We start from the raw sequence: 21705 nt of genomic DNA, 5'->3' as shown, positions 1-21705 counted from the left end.
CCGGCTTGTGCGGCAGGGTGGACGGCCCCGAGTCAGTCCTGATGTCGCTCGGGATCGTGGGTGGAACGGGCCTCGACGAGCGTCCGCAGGGTGCGCGCGTCGGCGATGGCACGCTGTTTCGCGATGCCCGGCTGGATGCCGAGCGCGGGCAGGCTGGTGCCGTCGCTGAGGTCGAGGAACACCCAGGGATCGCCGGAGCGCAGGTTCACCCGGAGGATCTCCGCCCAGGCCAGATGCCGCTTGCCGGCGATGTTCACGACGGTGACGCCGGACTCGTCGGCGACGACCTTCACCCGGGCGAGCAGGGCCAGCACCCCGAAGATGAGGGCTCCGGTGGCGATGAAGGTGATCCGGTCCCCCGGGCCGAGCTGCTCCAGGAGCAGCGAGACCGCGGAGAGGACCACGAAGATCGCGACACCGGCGCTGAGCAGCACCGCGCGGGTGCGTCCCGGCCGGAACGTGATGGGAAGGCTGGTGGGCTGGTCGGACATCGCTGTGTGCTTCCCCGGGTTCAGAGGCGGCAGGCGTGGATGGCCGTGGTCAGGATGGCCCGGGCGCCGATGTCGTAGAGGTCGTCCATGATCCGCTGCGCTTCCTTGGCGGGGACCATCGCGCGGACGGCGACCCAGCCCTCGTTGTGCAGCGGGGAGACGGTCGGGGACTCCAGGCCCGGAGTCAGGGCGACGGCCTTCTCCAGCTGCTCGACCCGGCAGTCGTAGTCCATCATCACGTACGTGCGGGCCACCAGGACGCCCTGGAGGCGGCGCAGGAACTGCTCGACCTTGGGCTCCTCGACGTCCGCGCCGGCCCGGCGGATGACGACGGCCTCGGACTTCATGATGGGGTCGCCGAAGACCTCCAGGCCCGCGTTGCGCAGCGAGGTGCCGGTCTCGACCACGTCCGCGATGACCTCGGCGACGCCGAGTTCGATCGCGGTCTCGACGGCGCCGTCGAGGTGGACGACGGAGGCGTCGATGCCCTGCTCGTCGAGGTAGGCGGCGACGATGCCCTCGTAGGAGGTGGCGACCGTCTTGCCCTTCAGGTCCTCCACGCCCTTCACGGTGCCGGGCTTGGCGGCGAAGCGGAAGGTGGAGCGGGCGAAGCCGAGCGGCAGGATCGCCTCGGAGCCGGCGGCGGAGTCGACCAGCAGGTCGCGGCCGGTGATGCCGATGTCGAGGCGGCCGGAGGAGACGTAGATCGCGATGTCGCGGGGGCGGAGGTAGAAGAACTCGACCTCGTTGACCGGGTCGACGACCCGCAGCTCCTTGGACTCGCGGCGCTGCTGGTAGCCGGCCTCATGCAGCATGTCCGCCGCAGGTCCGGACAGGGAACCCTTGTTCGGGACGGCGATGCGCAGCATGAGGTCGGCTTCCTTTGCTTGTTTCGAACGGGATGAAACAGGGTGAGGGCGCGGTGCGGGACGCGCGTACGGCTCAGAGGTGGGCGTAGACGTCGTCCAGCGAGATCCCGCGGGCGACCATCATCACCTGGACGTGGTACAGCAGCTGCGAGATCTCCTCGGCGGCCGCCTCCTTGCCCTCGTACTCGGCGGCCATCCAGACCTCGGCGGCCTCCTCGACGACCTTCTTGCCGATGGCATGAACACCCTTGCCGACCAGTTCCGCGGTACGGGAGGTGGCGGGATCGCCGTTGGCTGCCTTGTGCTGGAGCTCGGTGAAGAGCTCCTCGAAAGTCTTCTTGGACATGGTGGTCCTCACCCTACGCGGTCCGGGCGGTGCCTCAGTGCCAGGGTTCGGATACTGAGCGGAGGGTGGCCGCGGTCGCCACCGCCGCGGTCACCGCTTCGTGCCCCTTGTCCTCGCTGGAGCCCTCGATGCCCGCCCGGTCCAGCGCCTGCTCCTCGGTGTCGCAGGTCAGCAGGCCGAAGCCGACGGGGACACCGGTCTCGACGGAGACCTGGGTGAGGCCCGCGGTGACGCCCTGGCACACGTACTCGAAGTGGGGCGTGCCGCCGCGGATGACGACCCCCAGCGCCACGACGGCGTCGTAGCCGCGGCCCGCGAGGACCTTGGCGGCCACCGGGAGCTCCCAGCTGCCGGGGACCCTGAGCAGGGTCGGCTCGTCGATGCCCAGGTCGTGCAGGGCGCGCAGCGCGCCGTCCACCAGACCGTCCATCACCTTCTCGTGCCACTGTGCCGCGATGACGGCGACCCGCAGGTCACCCACATTGCGTACGGACAGTTCCGGTGCACCCTTGCCGCTCACGTCTCTCCTCAGTGCTCTGTTCTTACTGGTTGCCGCAGGTGGACGCGGTGGGCGCGTCCAGCCAGGGCAGGTCGTGACCCATCCGGTCCCGCTTGGTGCGCAGGTAGCGGAGGTTGTGCTCGCCCGCCTGTACGGGCATCGGCTCGCGGCCGGTGACCTTGAGGCCGTGGCGCAGCATCGCGTCGGTCTTGTCGGGGTTGTTGGTCATCAGCCGCACGCTGCGCACGCCGAGGTCCTCGAGGATCCGCGCGCCGGCGCCGTAGTCGCGGGCGTCGGCGGGCAGGCCGAGTTCGAGGTTGGCGTCGAGGGTGTCGTGGCCGCGCTCCTGGAGCTCGTACGCGCGCAGCTTGGACAGCAGGCCGATGCCGCGGCCCTCGTGTCCGCGCAGGTAGACCACCACGCCCCGGCCCTCGTGCTGGATGCGCTCCAGGGAGGCGTCCAGCTGGGGGCCGCAGTCGCAGCGCTGGGAGCCGAAGACGTCGCCGGTGAGGCACTCGGAGTGGACGCGGACCAGGACGTCCTCGCCGTCGCCGATCTCGCCGTGGACCAGGGCGACGTGCTCGACGCCGTCGGCGGTCGAGCGGTAGCCGAACGCCGTGAACGTGCCGTGGACGGTGGGCAGGTGGACCTGCGCCTCGCGGCGGACGGTGGGCTCGGCGGAGCGGCGGTAGGCGATCAGGTCCTCGATGGAGATGATCGTCAGTCCGTGCTTGCGGGCGAACGGGATCAGCTCGGGCAGGCGCAGCATGCGGCCGTCCTCGCCGGCGATCTCGACGATCGCGCCGGCCGGACGCAGGCCCGCGAGGCGGGCGAGGTCGACGGCGGCCTCGGTGTGGCCGTTGCGGACCAGGACGCCCCCGGACCTGGCGCGCAGCGGGAAGATGTGGCCGGGGCGGACGAGGTCGGCCGGCTCCGCCGTGCCGCTCGCGAGGACGCTCAGCGTGGTCGCGCGGTCGGAGGCCGAGATGCCGGTGCTCACGCCGTGGGCGGCGGAGGCGTCCACGGAGACGGTGAACGCCGTCTTCATGGACTCGGTGTTGTCCTCGACCATCTGCGGGAGCTGGAGCCGGTCCAGTTCGGCGCCCTCCATGGGGGCGCAGATCAGGCCGCGGCACTCGCTCATCATGAAGGCGATGATCTCGGGGGTGGCCTTCTCGGCGGCGATGACGAGGTCGCCCTCGTTCTCGCGGTCCTCGTCGTCGACGACCACGATCGGCCGGCCGGCCGCGATGTCCGCGATGGCCTGCTCGATCGGGTCGAGCGCGAAGTCCTCGAAGCCGTCGGTGCTGTACAGGATCGGTGCCGCACTCATGCCGGCGCTCCTTCCAGAGCGGGCTGGGGACCCTTGCGGGACCGCAGCCACCAGTCGCGCATGCCCCACAGGACGAGCGCGCCGTAGATGACGTAGACGAAGCCGGAGAAGGCGAAGCCGTTGGCGAAGTTCAGGGGGACGCCGACGACGTCGACCAGCAGCCAGGCGAACCAGAACTCGACCATGCCGCGGGCCTGGGCGTACATCGCGACGACGGTGCCGACGAAGATGTACGCGTCCGGCCAGGGATCCCAGGACAGGGACGGGTAGGCCTTGAAGAGCAGGGCCACCGCGACCGTGCCGACGGCGGCGGCCGCGACCAGCACCCCGCGCTCGCGCCAGGTGGCGAAGCGGACGGCGATGTGGCCGTCCTCGCCCTGGCCCCGGCCGCGGTTCCACTGCCACCAGCCGTACCCGGCGACGACCATCACGACGACCTGCTTGCCGGCGCTGCCGGAGAGGTGGGCGTCGGCGAAGGCCGCGAAGAGGATGAGGCCGGAGACGAACTGGGCGGGCCAGCTCCAGATGGAGCGCCGCCAGCCGAAGGCGAGAGCGATCAGGCCGATCACGTTGCCGATCATGTCCGACCACTTGATGTGCTGGTCGAACAGGACGAAGGCCTCGGAGTTCAGCCAGGTCACTTCCCTGCCCCCTGACCGGCCGCGAGCAGGCGCTCGACGTACTTGGCGACGACGTCCACCTCGAGGTTGACCGGGTCGCCGGGCTGCTTGAGGCCGAGTGTGGTCAGGGCGAGGGTGGTGGGGATGAGGCTGACGGTGAAGTAGTCGGGACCGGCCTCGACGACGGTGAGGCTGATGCCGTCGACCGTGATGGAGCCCTTCTCGACGACGTAGCGCGCGAGGTCCGCGGGGAGGGAGACCTTCACGATCTCCCAGTGCTCGGACGGCCTGCGCTCCAGTACCCGGCCGGTACCGTCGACGTGTCCCTGCACGATGTGCCCGCCGAGACGGGCGCCGACGGCGGTGGGTCGTTCGAGGTTGACGCGGGAGCCGGCGCTCAGGGCGCCGAGGCTGGAGCGGTCGAGCGTCTCGGCCATGACGTCGGCCGTGAACTCGTCGCCCTCGTGCTCGACGACGGTGAGACAGACTCCGTTCACGGCGATGGAGTCGCCGTGCTTCGCGCCCTCGGTCACGACGGGGCCGCGCAGCCGGAAGCGGGAGGCGTCGCCGAGATTCTCGACGGCGGTGATCTCGCCCAGCTCTTCGACGATTCCGGTGAACATTTCCCGGGTCCTCCTGCCACATAGGGGCACGGACTCCGGGGCCTGTCGATGACGACAGAAAGTACGAGCTACGACACCGGGGGCGACGCCGGACAGACTCGTCCACTCGGACGAGAACATACGGCGGCGCGCACGAATGCCCGCCCGCCGCGCACTGCCTCCCATCCGGACTTTAACCGTCGGTCCAGGAATTCCACCTGGTCAACCGGCCGCTGGAAGCGACCGGGTCGCGGACTATAACCGCCGGTTCGGACTTTCACCGACCCCGGAGTGCGCTGCTTTAGGTACAGGGCCAGTGTGCCACGCCTGATCGGCGTCCATGCGGGCGAACGATGTGGGCTCGCTCACAGGGCGTGTCACTGGACTTTCCGGACGGGCCGTCAGGAACCCAACTGCGGCCCACCTGGGGCGGCTTGAGATGGTCCATACCTATTGACGGAGTGGTCTAGTCCTCTTTAGGGTCTGCCCACGCCCGGCGGCGGTGACGACGGCCCTTGCCCGCCGCCGGGCTCTCCACTCCCTCTCTCCCTCTCTCCACTCCCTCTCCCCATTCCCTCTCACCGCTCCCGCCCGCTCCTCCCACCCGCCTCCCCGCTTCGCGTTCTGGCAGGGTGAACGCATGACGACCGCGATCGCCGAGGAGTTCGAGCGTCACCGCGCCCGGCTGTTCGGTCTGGCGTACCGCATGCTCGGCTCCGCCGACGAGGCCGAGGACACGGTCCAGGACGCCTCCCTGCGTTTCAGCGGCGCCGACCGCGCCCGGATCGAACACACCGGCCCCTGGCTCGCCAAGGTCGTCACCAACCTCTGCCTCAACCGGCTGACCACCGCCCGCTTCCGGCGCGAGCAGTACGTCGGGATCTGGCTGCCGGAGCCCGTACTCACCTCCGACGGCACGCTCGGCCCGCTGGAGTCGGCCGAGCAGCGCGACGCCGTGTCGATGACGCTGCTGGTGCTGCTGGAGCGGCTCACGCCGAGCGAACGGGCCGTGTACGTCCTGCGGGAGGCGTTCGGCCACGGCCATCGGGAGATCGCCGCGCTGCTGGACCTGACGGAGGCCAACTGCCGTCAGCTGCACCGGCGGGCGGTGCAACGCGCGGCGGCGCCGCAGGGACGGTTCGAGCCCGACCCGGAGCGGCAGGCTGAACTGGTCACGTCGTTCGTCACGGCGGCCCGGGACGGCGACCCGGCCTGCCTGGAGAAGCTGCTCGCCGCCGACGTGATCTGGTGGGGCGACGGTGGCGGCAAGGTCCGGGTGACCCGGCGGCCGGTGGAGGGGCGCGAGAAGGTCGTCCGGTTCCTGGTGGGCGGGGCCCGGAAGGTCACGGCGGACCTCGACTTCACGGTGGCCGAGATCAACGGCGCGAACGGACTGGCGGCCTGGGCGGGCGACCGTCTGGTCGGCGTGGTCACGTTCGAGCTGCGCTACGACCTGATCACCCGGCTACGAGCCGTGATGAACCCGGACAAGCTGGACTTCGTACGGCGTCAGCTCGGACAGCCGTAGCCGTAGCCGTAGCCGTAGCCGTAACGAGCGGTGCTCGGCGTTCCCTTGCGGGCGGCCGGGCGAGGCTCGGTCGCAGGTCTCGCGACCGACGGTTGCGCCTGCGCCCTCGCGTCGCCGCGCCCTCACGCCCCGAACAAGTCCCCCTGGGCCGACTCCCGCGCCGTCAACAGCGCTCCCCGCAGCACCGCCCCGCCCCCCAGCACGCCGGGCCGCACCTCCGTGGGCAGCGGTGACATCCGGCGGACCCGTTGCTCGACCCGAGCGGCGAGCACCTCGCCCCCGGCCTGTCCGACCTCGCCGCCGAGGACCACACAGCCGGGGTCCAGTACGGCCACGACCGAGGCGACGCCCACGGCGACGCGGTCGGCGAGGGCGTCCAGGAAGCGGGCGGCGGCCGGGTCGGGCGCCGCCACGGCCTCGCGCACGATGACCGCGGCCGGCGGTTCATGGTCCGTCAGCGGGGCCTGGATGCCGTACTCCCGTGCGAGGTCCGTGATCGCCGCGGACCCCGCCAGGGAGTGGAAGCCGCCCTCGCACCCGGTGGCCGACGGCAGGCCGTCCGTCCCCGGCACCGGCAGGAAGCCGATCTCCCCGGTGCCGCCGGAGGCGCCGCGGCGCAGGGTGCCGTCCAGGACCACGGCCGCGCCGGTGCCGTGGCCCAGCCAGAGCAGGACGAAGGTGTCGCGGTCATGGGCCGCGCCCTCGCGCTGCTCGGCCAGGGCGGCGAGGTTGGTCTCGTTCTCGACGATGACGCGGGCGTCCGGGAGCCGTTCCTGGAGCGCGGCCACCAGGCGGCGGTGCCATCCGGGCAGGCCCGTGGAGTCGCGCAGTTCGCCGGTGGCCGGGGCGATGAGACCGGGCGCGCCGATGCCCACGGTGTGCAGCCGGTCGGCGCCCGCCTGCTTCACCGCCCGCTCGACCAGCGCGACCGCCCGCTCCAGCGCCGGTCCGGTGCCCGTGTCGCCGCCGATCGGCACGGACGCCTCGGCGAGGATCTCGCCGAGCAGGTCGGCGACGACCACGGCGACGCCCTCCGTGCGGACGTCGAGGGCCGCGAGCTGGGCGAGGTCGGCGACGATCCCGTACAACCGCGCGTTGGGGCCGCGCCGTTGCTCCCCGGACTCCCCCACCACCGAGATCAGGCCGGACACCGTGAGGCGTTCGACGAGGTCGGCGACGGTCGGCCGGGACAGGCCGGTGAGCTGCTTCAGCTGCCCTGCCGTCAACGGGCCTTCCTGCAACAGCCGCAGGGCGAGCCGGTCGTTGATGGCCCGGGCGGTGCTCGGGGATGCGGGCATGCCGGGAATCCTCCCAGATCGGCGCGACCACACGGTGGGTGACCTGCGCTCTCTCGTACCGCGTGGCCTCTTGTCCCCTATCTATCAGGCAGGGTTCCTGATAGTTTACGGCAGCGCTGCGGGGAAACCCACGTCCGGGAGGGGCCCGAGAATGAGTGAAGTGGTCTACGAGGCGTCGGAGGTGCGGCGCGCCCGGTACGCCGTGGCGGCCGTGTTCGCCGTGCACGGCGCCGTCACCGGGTCGTTCGCGACCCGGGTGCCGTGGATCCAGGACCACGCCTCGCTCAGCACCGGCCAGCTCGGGCTGGCCCTGGCCTTCACGGCGTTCGGCGCCTCCTGTTCGATGCCGCTGGCCGGCCGGATCAGTCACACCTTCGGCAGCCGTAACGCCCTGCGCGGGCTGATCGCGCTGTGGACGGTGTCCCTGATCCTGCCGGCGCTGGCGCCGAACCTGTACACGCTGTGCCTGGCGATGTTCGTCTACGGGGCGAGCGCGGGCATGGCGGACGTCGCGATGAACGCGCTGGGAGTCGAGGTCGAGCGGCTGCTCGACAAGTCGATCATGTCCGGGCTGCACGGCATGTGGAGCGCGGGGGCCCTGATCGGTTCGGCGGCCGGCACGCTCGCCGCACACCTCGGATCGGACGCGCGCCTGCACTTCGCGCTGGCGGCCGTGGCCCTCACGCTGCTCGGGGTGCTGGCCTGCCGCTGGGTGCTCGACCTCCAGCCGGCGGAGGACGAGGAGCCGCCGCCCCGGTTCGCGCTGCCGCCGCGGTCGGCACTGCTGATCGGCGCGGTCGGTTTCTGCGCGGTGTTCGCGGAGGGTGCCAGCCTGGACTGGTCGGCGGTCTACCTGCGCGACCGGCTGGAGGCGTCGGCCGGTCTCGCGGCGGCGTCGACGACCGGGTTCATGCTGACCATGGCGGTGGCCCGGATCGCCGGGGACACGGCGGTGGACCGCTTCGGCGCGGTCCGCACGGTCCGGCTGGGCGGTGTCCTCGCCGCGCTCGGCGGCCTGCTCGTCGTGGTCGCCGGCCACCCGGCCGTGGCGATGGGCGGCTTCGCCCTGATGGGCCTCGGCATCGCCGTGGTCGTTCCGCTGTGCTTCGCGGCGGCGGGCCGCAGCGGTCCGAACCCCAGCCAGGCCATCGCGGGCGTCGCGACGATCACGTACACCTCGGGACTGGTCGCGCCGAGTCTGATCGGCGGAGTGGCCCAGGCGACCAGTCTGATGGTGTCGTTCTGCGTGGTGACCGTGCTCTCGTGCGGGCTCGCGGTGTTCGCCGGCGTGCTGCGCGCCGGCGAGCGCGACCGGCCGAAGGTCAGTCCGCCGGCCGCAGCAGTTCCCGACCCGCGGCCCTGAACGCCTCGCTCCACGGCGCGGGACGCAGCGTCCCCGCGTCGAGCCGGACCAGGACCCGGGCGCCGCGCGCGTAGGTCACCGCCCCGTCGGCCGAGCAGAACCGGAAGCCGTACGTCAGCCCGGTGGTGCCCAGTCGTTCCAGCCAGAGGTGGACGGCGTACGTGCCGGTCCGGGTGACCGGGGCCTCGTAGGTGATCCGGAGTTCCTTGACCGCGTTGCACGCGTCGCCGGCCGCCGCCCAGTCGCCGTCGAAGCGGATCCCGCGCTCTTGCCACAGCTCGGTCCAGGCCCGCTCGACCAGCAGCGGGTAGCGGGCGTTGTGCAGCAGGCCGAGGGCGTCGAGGTCGTCGAAGTGGACGGTGACGGCAATGAGCCGGCCGTAGGACGACAGGGCGGGGGCCATCGGGGCTTCGGCGGTCACGGGTGGTGCTCCTGACACTGATGAGACACGTGCGCTCACGGACACCGTTGAGACGCATGCGTCCATAGACACTGATGAGACGCTCTCCTTACATCCTAAGCGGACGCTCAGGCGACCCCGCCGGGTGGCCCTGGCCGGCCCGGCCCCGAGAAGGCCCTGATCAGCCCCGTCCCCGACAATGGTGCCGACACTCCGCTCGTACGACGAAAGCGATACCGCACCATGGATCTTGGCGTCCGCTGGAAACTGCACGGCGACGGACGCACTCCGGCCCCGGGAGCGGTGGTCCGGCCCGACGAGCGGCTCTCCTGGCCGCGCACGGTCGGGCTCGGCGCCCAGCACGTGGTGGCGATGTTCGGCGCGTCGTTCGTGGCCCCGGTCCTGATGGGTCTGGACCCGAACCTCGCGATCATGATGTCGGGCGTCGCCACGGTGATCTTCCTGCTCGCGACCCGCGGCCGGGTGCCCAGTTACCTGGGCTGTTCGCTGTCCTTCGTCGGGGTCGCCGCGGTGATCCGCGCCCAGGGCGGGACGAGCGCCACGGTGACCGGCGCGGTCTTCGTCGTCGGTGTCGCCCTGTTCCTGGTCGGTCTCGCCGTGCAGCGCTTCGGCGCGCGGATCATCCACGCCGCCATGCCGCCGATCGTGACCGGCGCGGTCGTGATGCTGATCGGCTTCAACCTCGCCCCGGTCACCGCCTCCACCTACTGGCCGCAGGACCAGTGGACGGCCGTGCTGGTCATGCTGTTCACCGGGATGGCGGTCGTCTGTCTGCGTGGTTTCTGGTCCCGGATCGCGATCTTCCTGGGCCTGGTCTTCGGGTACGGCATCTCCTGGGCCTTCGACCTGGTCTTCGGGAAGATCCACTCGGTGGACGCGAGCGGCAAGCTCACCGACCACTGGCGCCTGGACCTCTCCGCCGTGGGCAAGGCCGACTGGGTGGGGCTTCCGTCCTTCCACGGGCCGTCGTTCCAGTGGTCGGCGATCCTGGTCGCGCTGCCGGTCGTCATCGCGCTGGTCGCGGAGAACGCCGGACACGTCAAGGCGGTCGGCGAGATGACCGGCGACCCGCTCGACGACAAGCTCGGCACGGCGATCTCGGCGGACGGCGTCGCCTCCATGCTGTCGACCGCGGTGGGCGGTCCGCCCAACACCACGTACTCCGAGAACATCGGCGTGATGGCCGCGACCCGGGTCTACTCGACCGCCGCCTACTGGGCCGCCGCCGGTTTCGCGCTGCTGTTCGGTCTCTGCCCGAAGTTCGGCGCGGTCGTCGCGGCGATCCCGGGCGGCGTGCTCGGCGGCATCACCGTCATCCTCTACGGCATGATCGGCCTGCTCGGTGCCCAGATCTGGCTGAACGCGCGGGTCGACCTGCGCAATCCGCTCAACCTGGTGCCGGCCGCGGCGGGCATCATCATCGGCGTCGGCAACGTCACCATGACGTTCGGCGACACCTTCTCGCTGAGCGGCATCGCCCTGGGCACCCTGGTGGTGATCACCGGCTACCACGCGCTGCGCGCGTTCGCGCCGGCCCACCTCAAGGCGCAGCCGGCGCTGCTGGACGAGGGCACGTCGTCGTACGACGACGGTGACGACGGCGCCGGCCCTGGCGGTCAGCGCGCCAGGTCGTAGGCGTACGACGCGGTGAACGTCCCCGGCTCCCCCTTGCAGCCGTCCGACTCCCCCGGCAGCTTCACCCACAGGTAGGCGTCGATGCGCGCCTCGCCGGTGTCCAGCGTGGGGGCCCGGCCGATCTTCCGTCCGGCCGGGTCGCACCACTGCCCGTCGGGTGGGGCGCCGTTGCCGTTGCGGCTGGTGTCGACGACCGCGCCGAGGCCCGACGGACCGCCGAGGGCGTCCAGGACCTCCCGGTCGTAGGCGATCTCGTCGGCCGTGCGGTGGAAGTTGGAGACGTTGCTGAAGACGCCGTCGGAGGAGGCGGCGGACGCGGCGCCCGCCTCCTTCAGCAGGGCCGCCTGTTTCGCCGCCGGGTTCCAGGCGGAGTGCCCGGCGTCGTAGTACACGCGCGCCTGCGGGTTCGCGGTCTTCAGGACGCGGCCCGCGCGGGCCAGCGCGGCGAAGCGGTCGGCGCGGTCGGCGGCGGAGAGACAGTCGGCCTGCGCGATGGAGTCCGGCTCCAGGATCACCATGACCTCGCCGGAGCCCAGCCCGGCGGCGAAGTCGTCGATCCAGCGGTCGTAGGAATCGAGGTCGGCCGCCCCGCCCTCGGAGGCCCCGCCGCAGTCACGGCCCGGGATCGCGTACACCACGACGGCCGGCACCCGGCCCTGCGCGGCGGCGGACGCCGTGACCGCCCGGACCCGGGACGCGGTGACCGTGGAGTCGGCGTCGGTGAACCACACCGCCGCCGGCTGCTCGGCGATACGGGTCTCTATGACGGCCGCGCGGGGATCCGCGGGGTGGTCGTGCACCCACTCGGTCACCTGGGAGTCGGGGTGGTGGTACAGACGGGGTGACACGGCGGCGGTCTGCGGGCTCCGCTCGGACCTGCGCGGTGCGGCGGTGCCGCCCGCCTTCTCCTTCGGGGACGGCGAAGCGGACGTCGTCCCGCTCGCCGAGGGCGAGACCGAGGGCACGGCGGGCAGCGACGCGAGGCGCGGCGAACCGCTCACGTCGGGCCGGGCCTCGTCGGCCCCCCGGCCGTCGCCCAGCGCGGACAGCACCCCGGTCACGGTGCCGACGGCGACCACCAGGGAAGCGGCCGCGAGCATCGCGCCACGCCCGACGGCCCGCCTGCGCCGGGCCCTGCGGACGGCCAGGCGCCGGGCACGTAAACCTGCCACAGTGCTGTTCCCCCTCCCGTGTGACGGGACCGTTCCCCCGTTCCGGGGAAGCGTCGGGCCCGCCGACACCCGGGAAAGCCTAGGACTGGGACCCTGCCCCCATGGCGCAATTGGAACAGTTCACCACCCCCGTGGACGCGGTGGTCTCCCGCCTGCGCGCCCTGGACGCGGCCCTGCCCGCGCGGGACGGGATCGCGGTCTTCAACCGCGTCTACCTCGCGGTGACCGAGGCGGTCGACCGGCGCATCGACACCGGGGAGTTCACCGACGCGCGAGCCGCGATCACGCTGGATGTGCGGTTCGCGGAGCGTTATCTGGCGGCGGTCGACGCGGTGGCCGACGAGCGGCGCCCACCGGCCTGCTGGCGCCCGCTGTTCCAGTTCCGCCGTCATCCCGGAGTACGACCGCTTCAGTTCGCGCTCGCGGGCATCAACGCGCACATCGGCCACGATCTGGCGCTCGCCGTCGTGGACGCCTGTCGTACGCTCGACTGCGAACCCGCCGAGCTGGAGGACGAGTTCGACCGAGTGGGTGATCTCCTCGTCTCACTGGAGGAGCGCATCCGCGAGGATCTGATGCCGGGCCCCGATCTCTTCCAGATCGCCGACCCGCTCACGCACCTGCTCGGCGCCTGGAGCCTGGAGCGCGCCCGGGAGGCCACCTGGTCGGCGGCGCGGGCGCTGTGGGCGCTGCGGCGACTGCCGGACGTGGCCGAGGAGTTCACCGAACGCCTGGACGCGGCGGTCGGCTTCGCGGGCCGCATGCTGCTGACACCGCTGCCGGAATGATCCGCCACGCCGGTGGCCGGCGGTTCGCACCGTCGTCCCCAGGAACCGCCGTACGAGCGTTGTACGTTCGGCAGAACCGCACCTGGTGTCGAAGGAGCAGTGGGCATGGCGACAAGGCTCGGACTCGGCCTCCCCCAGAACAGGCACTACGACCTCGGCCGGGACGTGCCCGACGTGGCGCGCGCCGCCGAGGCGATCGGCTACGAGAGTCTCTGGGTGTACGAGCGGCTCCTCGTCCCCGACCCGGCCACGCAGGGCCTGTACGGCATCGAGGGCCTCCCCTGGCCGGACGAGTACCGCGCGGTCGCCGAGCCGCTGGTCACCCTCACGCTCGCCGCGGCGGCCACCGAACGGGTCCGGCTGGGCAGCAGCGTGCTGGTCGCACCGCTGCACGTACCGTTCCAGCTCGCCAAGACCCTGGCCACGCTCGACGCGGCGAGCGGCGGCCGGGTGATCGCGGGCTTCGGCACGGGCTGGTCGCACGACGAGTACGCGGCCGCGTCGGTGCGCCCGTTCGCGGAGCGCGGCGCTGCCCTGGACGAGCTGATCGGCGTGTGCCGCGCGGTCTGGGGCCCGGACCCGGTGTCGTACGACGGGCGGGTCACGAAGATCGCCCCGGCGGGCGTCGGTCCCAAGCCCGCCCGGCCGATCCCCATCCTGCTGGCCGCGGGCGCCGGGCAGGCCCAGCGCCGTCTGGTCGATCACGCCGACGGCTGGCTGCCTATCGGCATGGGCGCCGAGACCCTCGCCGTCCAGTGGCGCGCGCTGCGGGAGCTGGCCGCCGAGCGCGGGCGTACCGAGCCGATCCAGACCGTGCTGCGCACCAACGCCCGCTACCTGGCCAAGGGCCACGCCGGTGCCGACCGGGGCCCGTTCGAGGGCAGCGTCGACCAGATCGTCGCGGACCTGGCCGCGCACGCCGAGGTGGGGCTCGACGAGATCCTCGTCGACCTCCAGAGCGGCACGCGTGACGCTCGGGAACTCAAGGACGTCGCCGCCGAGGTCTACGAGAAGGCGCGCGCGGCCGGGGTCTGAGCCCGGCAGCGCGGCTCGGCCCCCGGCTCGGGAGGGGGTCAGTCCTCCGGGAGTTCCACCGGGGCGATCTCGTCGTAGACGTCGCCCGGGCCCGGGTTGGTCGCGTCGCTCGCTCCGTCGAAGTGGTGCATGACGCCCCAGACCGCGTTCAGCGCGGTCTGGATCGCGCCCTCGGCCCAGCCGGCCGTCCAGGAGATGTCGTCGCCGGCGAGGAAGATGCCCCGCTTGTCCACGGGCAGCCGGTCCTGCATGAAGTGCGTGAACAGGCGCCGCTGGTAGCGGTAGTGGCCGGGCAGGTTGGCCTTGAACGCGCCCATGAAGTAGGGCTCGTTCTCCCAGGAGACCGTCACCGGGTTGCCGATGATGTGCTTCCTGATGTCGACCTTCGGGTAGATCTCGCCGAGCGACTTCAGCATGACCTCCATCCGCTCGTTCGCGGACAGCGGCAGCCACTTCAGGCTGTCGTCGCACCAGGTGTACGACAGGCAGATGACGGCGGGCTTGTCCGGGCCGTCGTCCAGCAGGTAGGTGCCACGCGTCATCCGGTCGGTGAGCGTCATCGACATGACGTCGCGGCCGGTCGGACTCCCCTCGTCGTCGACGGCCTGGTCCAGCCAGAAGGGCCGGTCGACCGGCACGAACAGCTTCGAGGACTCCATGTAGTGGGTGCGCTCGATCGCGGTCCAGTGGTCGATCGGGAAGAGCGAGTCGTCGCAGGCGATCTTCGACAGCAGCATCCAGGACTGGGCGGTGAAGATCGCCGCCTGGTAGGTGCGGATGTCGCCGTTCGCGTCCGTCACGGTGATCTGGTTGCCGGCGGTGCGGTGCAGCCGGGTCACCGCCGGGCGCGGCTCGCCCCCCATGTGCAGGGACTTCAGCGAGGTCCCGTACGGCCAGTGGACGATCTTCTCCGGCTCACGCTCCCACAGGCGCAGCGGGAGCTGCTGGGAGCCGCCGACGATGCCGCGGTGGTGGTCGTCGGCCTCGGTGTAGACGACCCGCAGGATCTCCAGGATGGAGTTGGGGAAGTCGGTGTCCCAGCCGCCGGTCCCGAAGCCGACCTGGCCGAAGATCTCCCGGTGCCGGAACGACTTGAAGGACTCGGAGTCGCAGAGGAAGCCGTAGAAGGTCTGGTTGTCGAGCTTCTCGACGAGCCGGGACCAGATCTCGCGGATGCGCGGCACGTCCCGCTCGCGCATCGCCCGGTTCATGTCGGAGAAGTCGGCGCCGTCCTCCAGGCAGGCGTTCCAGGCGTTCATCACGTCGCGGTAGACCTGCGGCAGGTCGTCGACGCTGGTCGCGTAGTGCGACTCGCCCTTGAGGTCGACGACGGTCGAGGGGGTCGTCTCGGCGAGGGGGTTGGGGAAGGGCCGGGTCTCCAGTCCCACCAGGTCGATGTAGTGCTGGAGCGCCGTGGAGGACGGCGGGAAGCGCATCGCGCCCATCTCGGCGGTGAGCGCGGGGTCGCAGCCGTCGAAACCGACGGTCCGCAGCCGGCCGCCGATCTGGTCGGCCTCGTAGACGACGGGCTTGAGGCCCATCTTCATCAGCTCGTACGCGGCCACGATGCCGGACAGGCCGCCGCCGATGACCGCGACCTCGGTGCCGTGCTCGGTCGCGGGTATCTGGCCGAGGCCCGCGGGGTGGGCGAGGAAGTCGTCGTACGCGTACGGGAAGTCCGGGCCGAACATGGTGATCGGCGGCTGGTGCTCGTCTGCGTGCTCGACGGCGTTGGGCACGGTGGACGTCATGGGGTACGGACTCCTTGCGCGAAAAACAGGGGGGAGGCGGGGGGAGAGCGGCGGGACGGGGAGGGGTTCAGACGAGGGACCCGTAGAGGCCGGGGCGGCGGTCCTTCAGATACGGGTTCGCCGCGCGGGCGGCGGCGAGGAAGACGGGATCGACGTCGGCGAGGAGGAGCTCGTCGGCGCGGCCGGCGCGGGTACGGGCGACTCCGTCGGGACCCGCGAGGGTGGAGAGTCCGACGAACTCGAACTCCCCTTCCTGGCCGACCCGGTTGACGTAGGCGACGTACATCTGGTTCTCGAAGGCGCGCACCGGTACGACGGACTCGGCGACGAACTGGAAGGGGTGCATCTGCGCCGTCGGCACCACCAGGAAGTCCGTGCCGGCCAGCGCGTGGGCGCGGACGTTCTCCGGGAACTCGACGTCGTAGCAGATCATGATGCCGACGCGCAGGCCGTCCAGCTCGGCCTGGACGACCGGCGCCGCGCCCGGCGTGAAGTGGTCGCGTTCGAGGCAGCCGAAGAGGTGGGTCTTGCGGTAGTTGGCGAGGCGGGTGCCGTCGGCGGAGATCAGCTGGGCGGAGTTGAAGACGGCGTCGCCGTCGCGCTCGGGGTATCCGTAGGCGATCGCGAGGCCGTGCCGGGTGGCGATCTCGGCGATCGCGTCCGCGGAGTCGCCGTCGGCGGGCTCGGCCAGGCGGGCGATGTCGTCGCCGATCGCGTACCCGGTCAGGAACATCTCCGGCGCGGCCAGCAGCGCGGCACCAGCGGCGGCGGCCCGGCCCGAGGCCTCGTCGAGGACCTTGAGGTTCTCGACGACGGAGCCGGGGCGGCCGGAGCTCTGGAGCAGGGCGGTGCGCATGCGTGTTCCTCACCGGTACGGAAGGGTTTGGGGGCCAGGTAGACGGTACGGGCGGCCGAGCGGGCCGGACAAGAAGGAGCCGTTGCGCGCGGGTGAGCGGTTCGTTGCGTCGAGCGCGCGGCCGGCGGCGATTCGTTGCGTGCGCCCGTTCCTGTCCGCGCTCGGGCCGGGACGCGCCCGTGCTACAGCTCGCGCAGCCGCGCCACGATCTCCCGCAGCAGCTCGGGGTCGGTGGCCGGGCCCGCCACGACCTGCCGCGCCTCGTCCACCCGCACCACACCGGCCGCGGCCAGGTCGCCGAGCAGCACGCGGACGACGGTCAGCGGCAGGTCGGCGTCCGCGGCGAGCTCCACGACCGGTCGCGGCCCGCGGCGCACCAGGTCGAGCAGGGAGGTCCGGGCATGGTCCAGGGCCGGCCCGCCGTCTTCCGGGTACAGGGCCGTGACCTGCGACATCAGATCGATGGCAGGTCCGGAGGAGGGCCGGGTCCGGCCGTGTGTCACGGCGTACGGGCGGACCATCGGCCCGCTCTCGTCCTCGTACCAGTGGTCGTCGGCCACCGGAGGATCAGGCGCCGGCCGGACCGGCGGGGGCGGCGGCCTCGCGCACGGCGGCGTCCAGGTGCCGGCCTACGCGGCGGACGAGCAGTTCCATCTCGTGGGCGAGCTGGCCGACGTCGGTCTCCGCCTCGCTGAGCACGGCGAGGCGGCTGCCGTTGCCCGCCGGGGTGATGAAGAGGTAGGCGTCGTCGAGCATGACCATGGTCTGCCGCACGCTCCCCACCTCGAACCGCTCCCCCGCCGCGCGGGCCAGGCTGTGGAATCCGGAGCAGACCGCGGCCAGGTGTTCGATGTCCCGTCTGCGGATCCCCTCCGAGCAGCACAGCGGCAGCCCGTCCGCGGTGAGCAGTACGGCCTGACGCACGTGGTCGGTCCTGGCCACGAGGTCGTCCAGCAGCCAGCCGAGGTCCGTTCCGGGCTGTTCGGAGGTCTTGTCAGGGCGCATCGTCGGTGCCCCTCCCTTCGTCGGTGCCGCTTCGCTCGGTGGGGGCGGGGGTGTGGAGGTGTCCGGTGCCGGACTCGACTCCGCTGCGCCCGCGGTCCAGCCCGCGCTGGAAGGCGCCGAAGATCGCCCGCATGTCCTCGGCGCTCACCTCGCGCTCCGGGGTGCCGCCGGGGGCCTCGGGGGCCTCGCGGCGCAGCTCGGCGGCCAGGGCCGCCTGGCGGACCCGGGTGGGGAGGGCGGAGGCAGGGGGTGCGGCCTGGGCGCCGGCTGGCTCTCCCGCGGCCGACCCACCGGAACCGGGCCGTACAGCGGCCGACCCGGTCCGAGCCGAACCGGTCCGAGCCGACCCGGTCCGAGCCGACCCGCTCTGGACCGCCCCGGTCTGGACCGACCCCGTCCCGGCCGACCTCACCGCCGGCGCATCGGCCGCCGACACCGCGCCCTCCGGCGCATCGGCCGCCGGCGTATCGGCCGCCGCTGTATCCGCCGACAGCGCCCGCGCCGACACACCGTCCGGCACCGCACCCGCCCGCGCCCCCGCCGGTTCCGCTTCCGCCGGTTCCACCTCCACCGACGCCGTCTCCGCCAGCACCGTCTCCGGCAGCAGCACCACCGCCGTGGTGCCCCCGTACGGCGAGCGGCACAGGGTGACCTCGATGCCCTGACGGGCGGCGAGGCGGCTCACCACGTACAGGCCGAGGCGGTCGTGGCGGGTCGGGTCGAAGTCGTCGGGGCGGGTGAGGGTGCGGGTCGCCTCCGCCAGCTGTTCCGGGGCGAGCCCGAGGCCGCGGTCGTCGATCTCCAGGACGAAGCCGCCGCGGGCCCGCCCGGTGCGCAGGGTCACCTGGGTGCGGGGCGGCGAGAACACCGTCGCGTTCTCGAGGAGTTCGGCGATCAGATGGACCACGTCCGCGACGGCGTCCGCGGTGACGCCGACCGGTTCCATCGGCGGGACGACCACGCGAGCGTAGTCCTCGATCTCGCTCACCGCGGAGGAGACGACGTCGGCGACCGGTACCGGGCGCCGCCATCTGCGGCCGGGGGCCGCGCCGGAGAGGATGATCAGGCTCTCCGCGTGCCGCCGCATCCGGGTGGTGAGGTGGTCGATGCGGAACAGCTCCTGGAGGGTGTCCGGATCGTCGGTCCGTCGCTCCAGCGTGTCCACGAGCTTCAACTGCCGGTGCACCAGTGCCTGGTTGCGGCGGGCGATGTTGAGCAGCACCGCGAACAGCCCGCGCCGCAGAGTGGCCTGCTGGACGGCCGCCTCGACGGCCGCGAGCCGGGCGGCGTTGAAGGACCGGCCGACGTCCCCGATCTCGTCGGCGCCGCCCTCCCCGTCCGCCAGCGGCGGCGCCTCGGCGACCGCGTCCACGTCGTCCCCGGCACTCAACCGCCTTATGACAGAGGGGAGCTGGTGGGTGGTCAGCAGGTCGGCGGCGTCCCGCAGGGTCTCCAGCCGGCGCGAGACACGCCGGGCGCCGCGCACCGCGAACCACAGCGACAGGGCCACGGCGGCGAGCCCCAGCACCGCCACGACGGCGGCCTTGGTCAGTTCGTGGTAGGCGAACGCCCGCCCACGCACCGCCGAGTTCTCCGCGGCGCGCGTGCACAGCTGCATGTAGCGCTTGACGGCCCGGTCCGTGGTGGTGCGCCAGGAGTCGGCCGCGACGGCCTCGGCCGCCCCGCCCGCCCCCGCCCGCAGCAACGCGTCCTCGCTCGTCGTCAGCTGCCGGTGCAGTTCCCCGCGCTGGAACTCCTCGAAGAGCGACCGTGAGTCGGACGGCAGATCGGGCACGTAGGTCCGCTCGAAGACGCGGCGGTCCTCGATCGTCGCCGTCAGCGTGTCGTACTGGGTGTCGGTCAGCGTGCCCGCGGCCCGCGCACCGGCGACCAGCGCGTCCTCGCGCGAGACGAACTCCCGTACCCGGACGAGCTCGACGACGACCTGGGCCTCGCGCGCCAGCTGTCCCGCCTGGAGGGCGGTGAGCGCGGACGGGACGTCGAAGCCGGGCTCCACGAGTGTGCTGTAGTCGCGCACCGCCCGGTCCCAGGAGATGGCGCGGGTCAGCACGCGCTCGCGCAGCCCGTCCAGCCGGCCGACCGAGGCGACCACGGCGTCCAGCACCTGCCGCTGCCGGATGGAGAGCCGGCCGCGGTCGCCGTTCCCGACGGCCTCACGCATCGCGTCGACGGCGCGGTCGGTGCGTCGTTGCTGCGCCATCAGGTCCAGGGCGGCCGTCGTACGGTGGTCCGCGCCCAGGTAGGCGGCGGAGAGCCGGCGCTCGATCTGGATCTGCCCGACCGCGGTGTCGACGGGCGTGCCGAACTCCTCGTACACCCCCTGGAGCCTGATGAGCGCGCGCAGTTCGCCGGTGACGGACACCATGGCGAAGGTCCACAGCGTCATCAGTGCGAGCACCGGAGCGAGCGCGAGGGCCACGATCCGCGCGCGTACGGTGGTGGGACGGCCGAAGGGCCAGCGCATGGTCTCCCCAGGACGGCGGTACGGTCGGGCGGCTGGGCGACGATCGGACACCCTTGGGAGTTACCCGCGGGTAGCGAGCGGCGCTCAACCTACGGGATCAGCCACCGCGACCGCAATGGTTACCTGAGGTAACTCAGCGTCACATGAGCCGCGGCACGGCGAACTCGGTGACCACCGCCGCATGGTCGGAGGGCCAGTCGTTGCCCGCCACGTCGGGCCACGGGCTCGGCGTCCCGGCGACGAGCGTGCGCGAGCCGAGCACCCTCAGGCCGCGGTGCAGGACGTAGTCGATGCGGTCCTGCGGTTCGGGCCGCCCGCTGCCGTCCTCGTGCACCGGGTGGACCGGCGACCAGGTGTGGCCGGGGTCGGCCACCGGATCCGGGTGGGCCTCCCGGTAGGAGTCGCGCAGGCCCGCCTCCTGCGCCGCCATCGTCACCGGCCAGGCGACGTCCGGCCGGTCCAGGTGGGAGGGGCAGTTGAAGTCGCCGACGAGGACGACCGGCACACCGTCGGCGGCGGCCTCGTCGATCCGCCGCAGGGCGTCCCGCAGCTGCGCGAGCCGCACCTGCTCGTGGGCGATCAGCTCGGCCTCGGGGAGCCCGTCAAAGACGGATTCGTAAGGACCGTACGGGGTGTAGTGGAGGTGGGCCGTCCACACGTCGACCTGCCGGCCCGCGTCGAGCTCGATCCGGACCCCGGCCGCCCCGTAGAAGCCGACGTCCGGGTCGCCGTGGCGGGCCGTGATCGGGTGACGGCTGATGATGCCGAGGTTCTCACCGGCGCGGTGGTGGTACCAGCCGAGGGCGTCGGCCAGCTCCTGGGCCGCGCGGCCGCCCGTCTCCTGGAGACCGACGACGTCCGCGCCGCTCTCCAGGACGGTCTTGAGCTGCTTGGCCCGGTGGTCGTCGACCAGGCTGCCGCCGAGCCAGAGGTTCCAGCTCATGACGCACAGCCCGTACGCGACCAGACCGCGCAGCTCCCGCGGGGTGATCCCGGCGAGGGTGGTCCGCAGGGTCCGGCCGGGCGCCGCCTCGATCGGCGCGAGCGAGGGCACGGCGAGCACCGCGCACCCGGCCGCCTCGGCGGAGGCGACGCCGGTCTCGGTGTCCTCGACGGCCACACAGGCCGCCGGGTCCACGCCCAGGGCGCGGCAGGCGGCGAGATAGGGGTCGGGGGCGGGCTTGGTGCGCTCGGTGTCGTCGGCGGTGACGGACACCGCGAAGCGGCGCGCGCCGAGCGCGTCCAGCACGATGTCGGCGACGGCTCGGGGGGACGCGGTGACGAGGGCGGTGGGGACGCCTTCGCGGGCCAGCGCGTCCAGCAGGTCGAGCGCGCCGGGGCGCGGTTCGATGCCGGCCCGGACGCGGTCGGCGAACTCACGGTGCAGGACGTCGGCGACATCCGCGGCCGGCGTCCCGGAGGCGGCGCTCAGCCAGGCGGCGGTGTGCTCGACGGGACGGCCGAGCACCTCCGCCTGGTCCGCTTCGGTCAGGGTCCGGCCGGCGACCTGAGACACCGCGTCCCACCACAGTCGCTCGGTGTCGACGAGCGTGCCGTCCATGTCGAACAGGACGGCCTGGAGCGGGAGTCGGAGGTGGGGGGGCACGT

General features: G+C 72.4%; 21 protein-coding genes and 1 riboswitch. Of the genes, 5 read left to right on the top strand and 16 right to left on the bottom strand.

Features of this window, described 5'->3' with window-relative positions:
- Positions 1-32 precede the first annotated feature (32 nt).
- From ACFV0T_RS37720 to ACFV0T_RS37690, 7 genes are all read right to left on the bottom strand, one after another.
- Complete coding sequence (locus tag ACFV0T_RS37720) at positions 33-491, bottom strand: PH domain-containing protein (RefSeq protein ID WP_385789371.1); 459 nt, start codon at positions 489-491, stop codon at positions 33-35.
- A gap of 20 nt (positions 492-511) precedes the next feature.
- Positions 512-1360, bottom strand: coding sequence for an ATP phosphoribosyltransferase (gene hisG, locus ACFV0T_RS37715; protein ID WP_385789369.1), 849 nt, complete (start codon positions 1358-1360; stop codon positions 512-514).
- A 73-nt stretch (positions 1361-1433) separates the two neighbouring features.
- Positions 1434-1706, bottom strand: a complete 273-nt coding sequence (locus tag ACFV0T_RS37710; RefSeq protein ID WP_031486114.1) for a phosphoribosyl-ATP diphosphatase — start codon at positions 1704-1706, stop codon at positions 1434-1436.
- A gap of 34 nt (positions 1707-1740) precedes the next feature.
- On the bottom strand, positions 1741-2226 hold the full coding sequence (ribH, locus tag ACFV0T_RS37705) for a 6,7-dimethyl-8-ribityllumazine synthase (RefSeq protein WP_385789367.1): 486 nt from the start codon (positions 2224-2226) through the stop codon (positions 1741-1743).
- Between the two features lie 22 nt (positions 2227-2248).
- Positions 2249-3538, bottom strand: coding sequence for a bifunctional 3,4-dihydroxy-2-butanone-4-phosphate synthase/GTP cyclohydrolase II (locus tag ACFV0T_RS37700; protein ID WP_385789365.1), 1290 nt, complete (start codon positions 3536-3538; stop codon positions 2249-2251).
- Positions 3535-4179: a nicotinamide riboside transporter PnuC gene (gene pnuC, locus ACFV0T_RS37695; protein ID WP_385789363.1), complete on the bottom strand. Its 645-nt coding sequence runs from the start codon at positions 4177-4179 to the stop codon at positions 3535-3537. Before pnuC ends, ACFV0T_RS37700 begins: the two co-directional genes overlap by 4 nt.
- Positions 4176-4781 carry a riboflavin synthase gene (locus ACFV0T_RS37690; RefSeq protein WP_385789362.1) on the bottom strand — a complete coding sequence of 202 codons (606 nt, stop codon included), beginning with the start codon at positions 4779-4781 and terminating at the stop codon, positions 4176-4178. Before ACFV0T_RS37690 ends, pnuC begins: the two co-directional genes overlap by 4 nt.
- 147 nt (positions 4782-4928) lie before the next feature.
- Positions 4929-5059: riboswitch (FMN riboswitch) on the bottom strand.
- 341 nt (positions 5060-5400) lie between these two features.
- On the opposite strand from ACFV0T_RS37690, the gene ACFV0T_RS37685 reads away from it, so the two are divergent.
- Complete coding sequence (locus ACFV0T_RS37685; protein WP_385789360.1) at positions 5401-6288, top strand: RNA polymerase sigma-70 factor; 888 nt, start codon at positions 5401-5403, stop codon at positions 6286-6288.
- Positions 6289-6410: 122 nt separating this feature from the next.
- Here the strand turns inward: ACFV0T_RS37685 and ACFV0T_RS37680 are convergent, their stop codons facing one another.
- Positions 6411-7586: an ROK family transcriptional regulator gene (locus ACFV0T_RS37680; protein ID WP_385789358.1), complete on the bottom strand. Its 1176-nt coding sequence runs from the start codon at positions 7584-7586 to the stop codon at positions 6411-6413.
- A 151-nt stretch (positions 7587-7737) separates the two neighbouring features.
- Between ACFV0T_RS37680 and ACFV0T_RS37675 the strand changes: the two genes are divergently transcribed.
- Positions 7738-8949, top strand: coding sequence for an MFS transporter (locus ACFV0T_RS37675; RefSeq protein WP_385789356.1), 1212 nt, complete (start codon positions 7738-7740; stop codon positions 8947-8949).
- On the opposite strand, the gene ACFV0T_RS37670 is transcribed toward ACFV0T_RS37675, so the two are convergent.
- Complete coding sequence (locus tag ACFV0T_RS37670; protein WP_385789354.1) at positions 8909-9370, bottom strand: acyl-CoA thioesterase; 462 nt, start codon at positions 9368-9370, stop codon at positions 8909-8911. The genes ACFV0T_RS37675 and ACFV0T_RS37670 overlap by 41 nt on opposite strands.
- Positions 9371-9592: 222 nt before the next feature.
- On the opposite strand from ACFV0T_RS37670, the gene ACFV0T_RS37665 reads away from it, so the two are divergent.
- Positions 9593-11005 carry a uracil-xanthine permease family protein gene (locus tag ACFV0T_RS37665; RefSeq protein WP_385789352.1) on the top strand — a complete coding sequence of 471 codons (1413 nt, stop codon included), beginning with the start codon at positions 9593-9595 and terminating at the stop codon, positions 11003-11005.
- Here ACFV0T_RS37665 and ACFV0T_RS37660 read toward each other — a convergent pair.
- Positions 10987-12105: a glycoside hydrolase family 6 protein gene (locus ACFV0T_RS37660; RefSeq protein WP_385789379.1), complete on the bottom strand. Its 1119-nt coding sequence runs from the start codon at positions 12103-12105 to the stop codon at positions 10987-10989. The two genes, ACFV0T_RS37665 and ACFV0T_RS37660, sit on opposite strands and share 19 nt — an antisense overlap.
- Positions 12106-12278: 173 nt before the next feature.
- On the opposite strand from ACFV0T_RS37660, the gene ACFV0T_RS37655 reads away from it, so the two are divergent.
- Both ACFV0T_RS37655 and ACFV0T_RS37650 read left to right on the top strand, forming a co-directional pair.
- Positions 12279-12965, top strand: a complete 687-nt coding sequence (locus ACFV0T_RS37655) for a DUF5995 family protein (protein ID WP_385789350.1) — start codon at positions 12279-12281, stop codon at positions 12963-12965.
- Between the two features lie 105 nt (positions 12966-13070).
- The gene (locus ACFV0T_RS37650; protein ID WP_385789348.1) at positions 13071-14000 is read left to right on the top strand and encodes an LLM class F420-dependent oxidoreductase; all 930 of its coding nucleotides are present in this window, start codon (positions 13071-13073) and stop codon (positions 13998-14000) included.
- A 38-nt stretch (positions 14001-14038) separates the two neighbouring features.
- On the opposite strand, the gene ACFV0T_RS37645 is transcribed toward ACFV0T_RS37650, so the two are convergent.
- The 6 genes from ACFV0T_RS37645 to ACFV0T_RS37620 all read right to left on the bottom strand — a co-directional run bounded on the left by ACFV0T_RS37645 (position 14039) and on the right by ACFV0T_RS37620 (position 21703).
- Complete coding sequence (locus ACFV0T_RS37645) at positions 14039-15751, bottom strand: flavin monoamine oxidase family protein (protein WP_385789346.1); 1713 nt, start codon at positions 15749-15751, stop codon at positions 14039-14041.
- A 67-nt stretch (positions 15752-15818) separates the two neighbouring features.
- Complete coding sequence (locus tag ACFV0T_RS37640) at positions 15819-16607, bottom strand: carbon-nitrogen hydrolase family protein (RefSeq protein WP_385789344.1); 789 nt, start codon at positions 16605-16607, stop codon at positions 15819-15821.
- A gap of 182 nt (positions 16608-16789) precedes the next feature.
- Complete coding sequence (locus ACFV0T_RS37635; RefSeq protein ID WP_385789343.1) at positions 16790-17167, bottom strand: DUF742 domain-containing protein; 378 nt, start codon at positions 17165-17167, stop codon at positions 16790-16792.
- A gap of 7 nt (positions 17168-17174) precedes the next feature.
- The gene (locus tag ACFV0T_RS37630) at positions 17175-17612 is read right to left on the bottom strand and encodes a roadblock/LC7 domain-containing protein (protein ID WP_385789341.1); all 438 of its coding nucleotides are present in this window, start codon (positions 17610-17612) and stop codon (positions 17175-17177) included.
- Positions 17602-20097 (bottom strand): nitrate- and nitrite sensing domain-containing protein, encoded by a 2496-nt coding sequence (locus ACFV0T_RS37625; RefSeq protein ID WP_385789339.1) that lies wholly within the window; start codon positions 20095-20097, stop codon positions 17602-17604. Before ACFV0T_RS37625 ends, ACFV0T_RS37630 begins: the two co-directional genes overlap by 11 nt.
- Positions 20098-20236: 139 nt before the next feature.
- A complete protein-coding gene (locus ACFV0T_RS37620; RefSeq protein WP_385789337.1) occupies positions 20237-21703 on the bottom strand; it encodes an HAD-IA family hydrolase in 1467 nt (488 codons plus the stop codon).
- Positions 21704-21705 lie beyond the last annotated feature (2 nt).

The organism is Streptomyces sp. NPDC059582 (genome assembly GCF_042735715.1).
Lineage (GTDB): Bacteria > Actinomycetota > Actinomycetes > Streptomycetales > Streptomycetaceae > Streptomyces.
The sequence above is the reverse complement of the archived record's forward strand: the minus strand, read 5'-3'. Positions and strand labels throughout refer to the sequence as shown.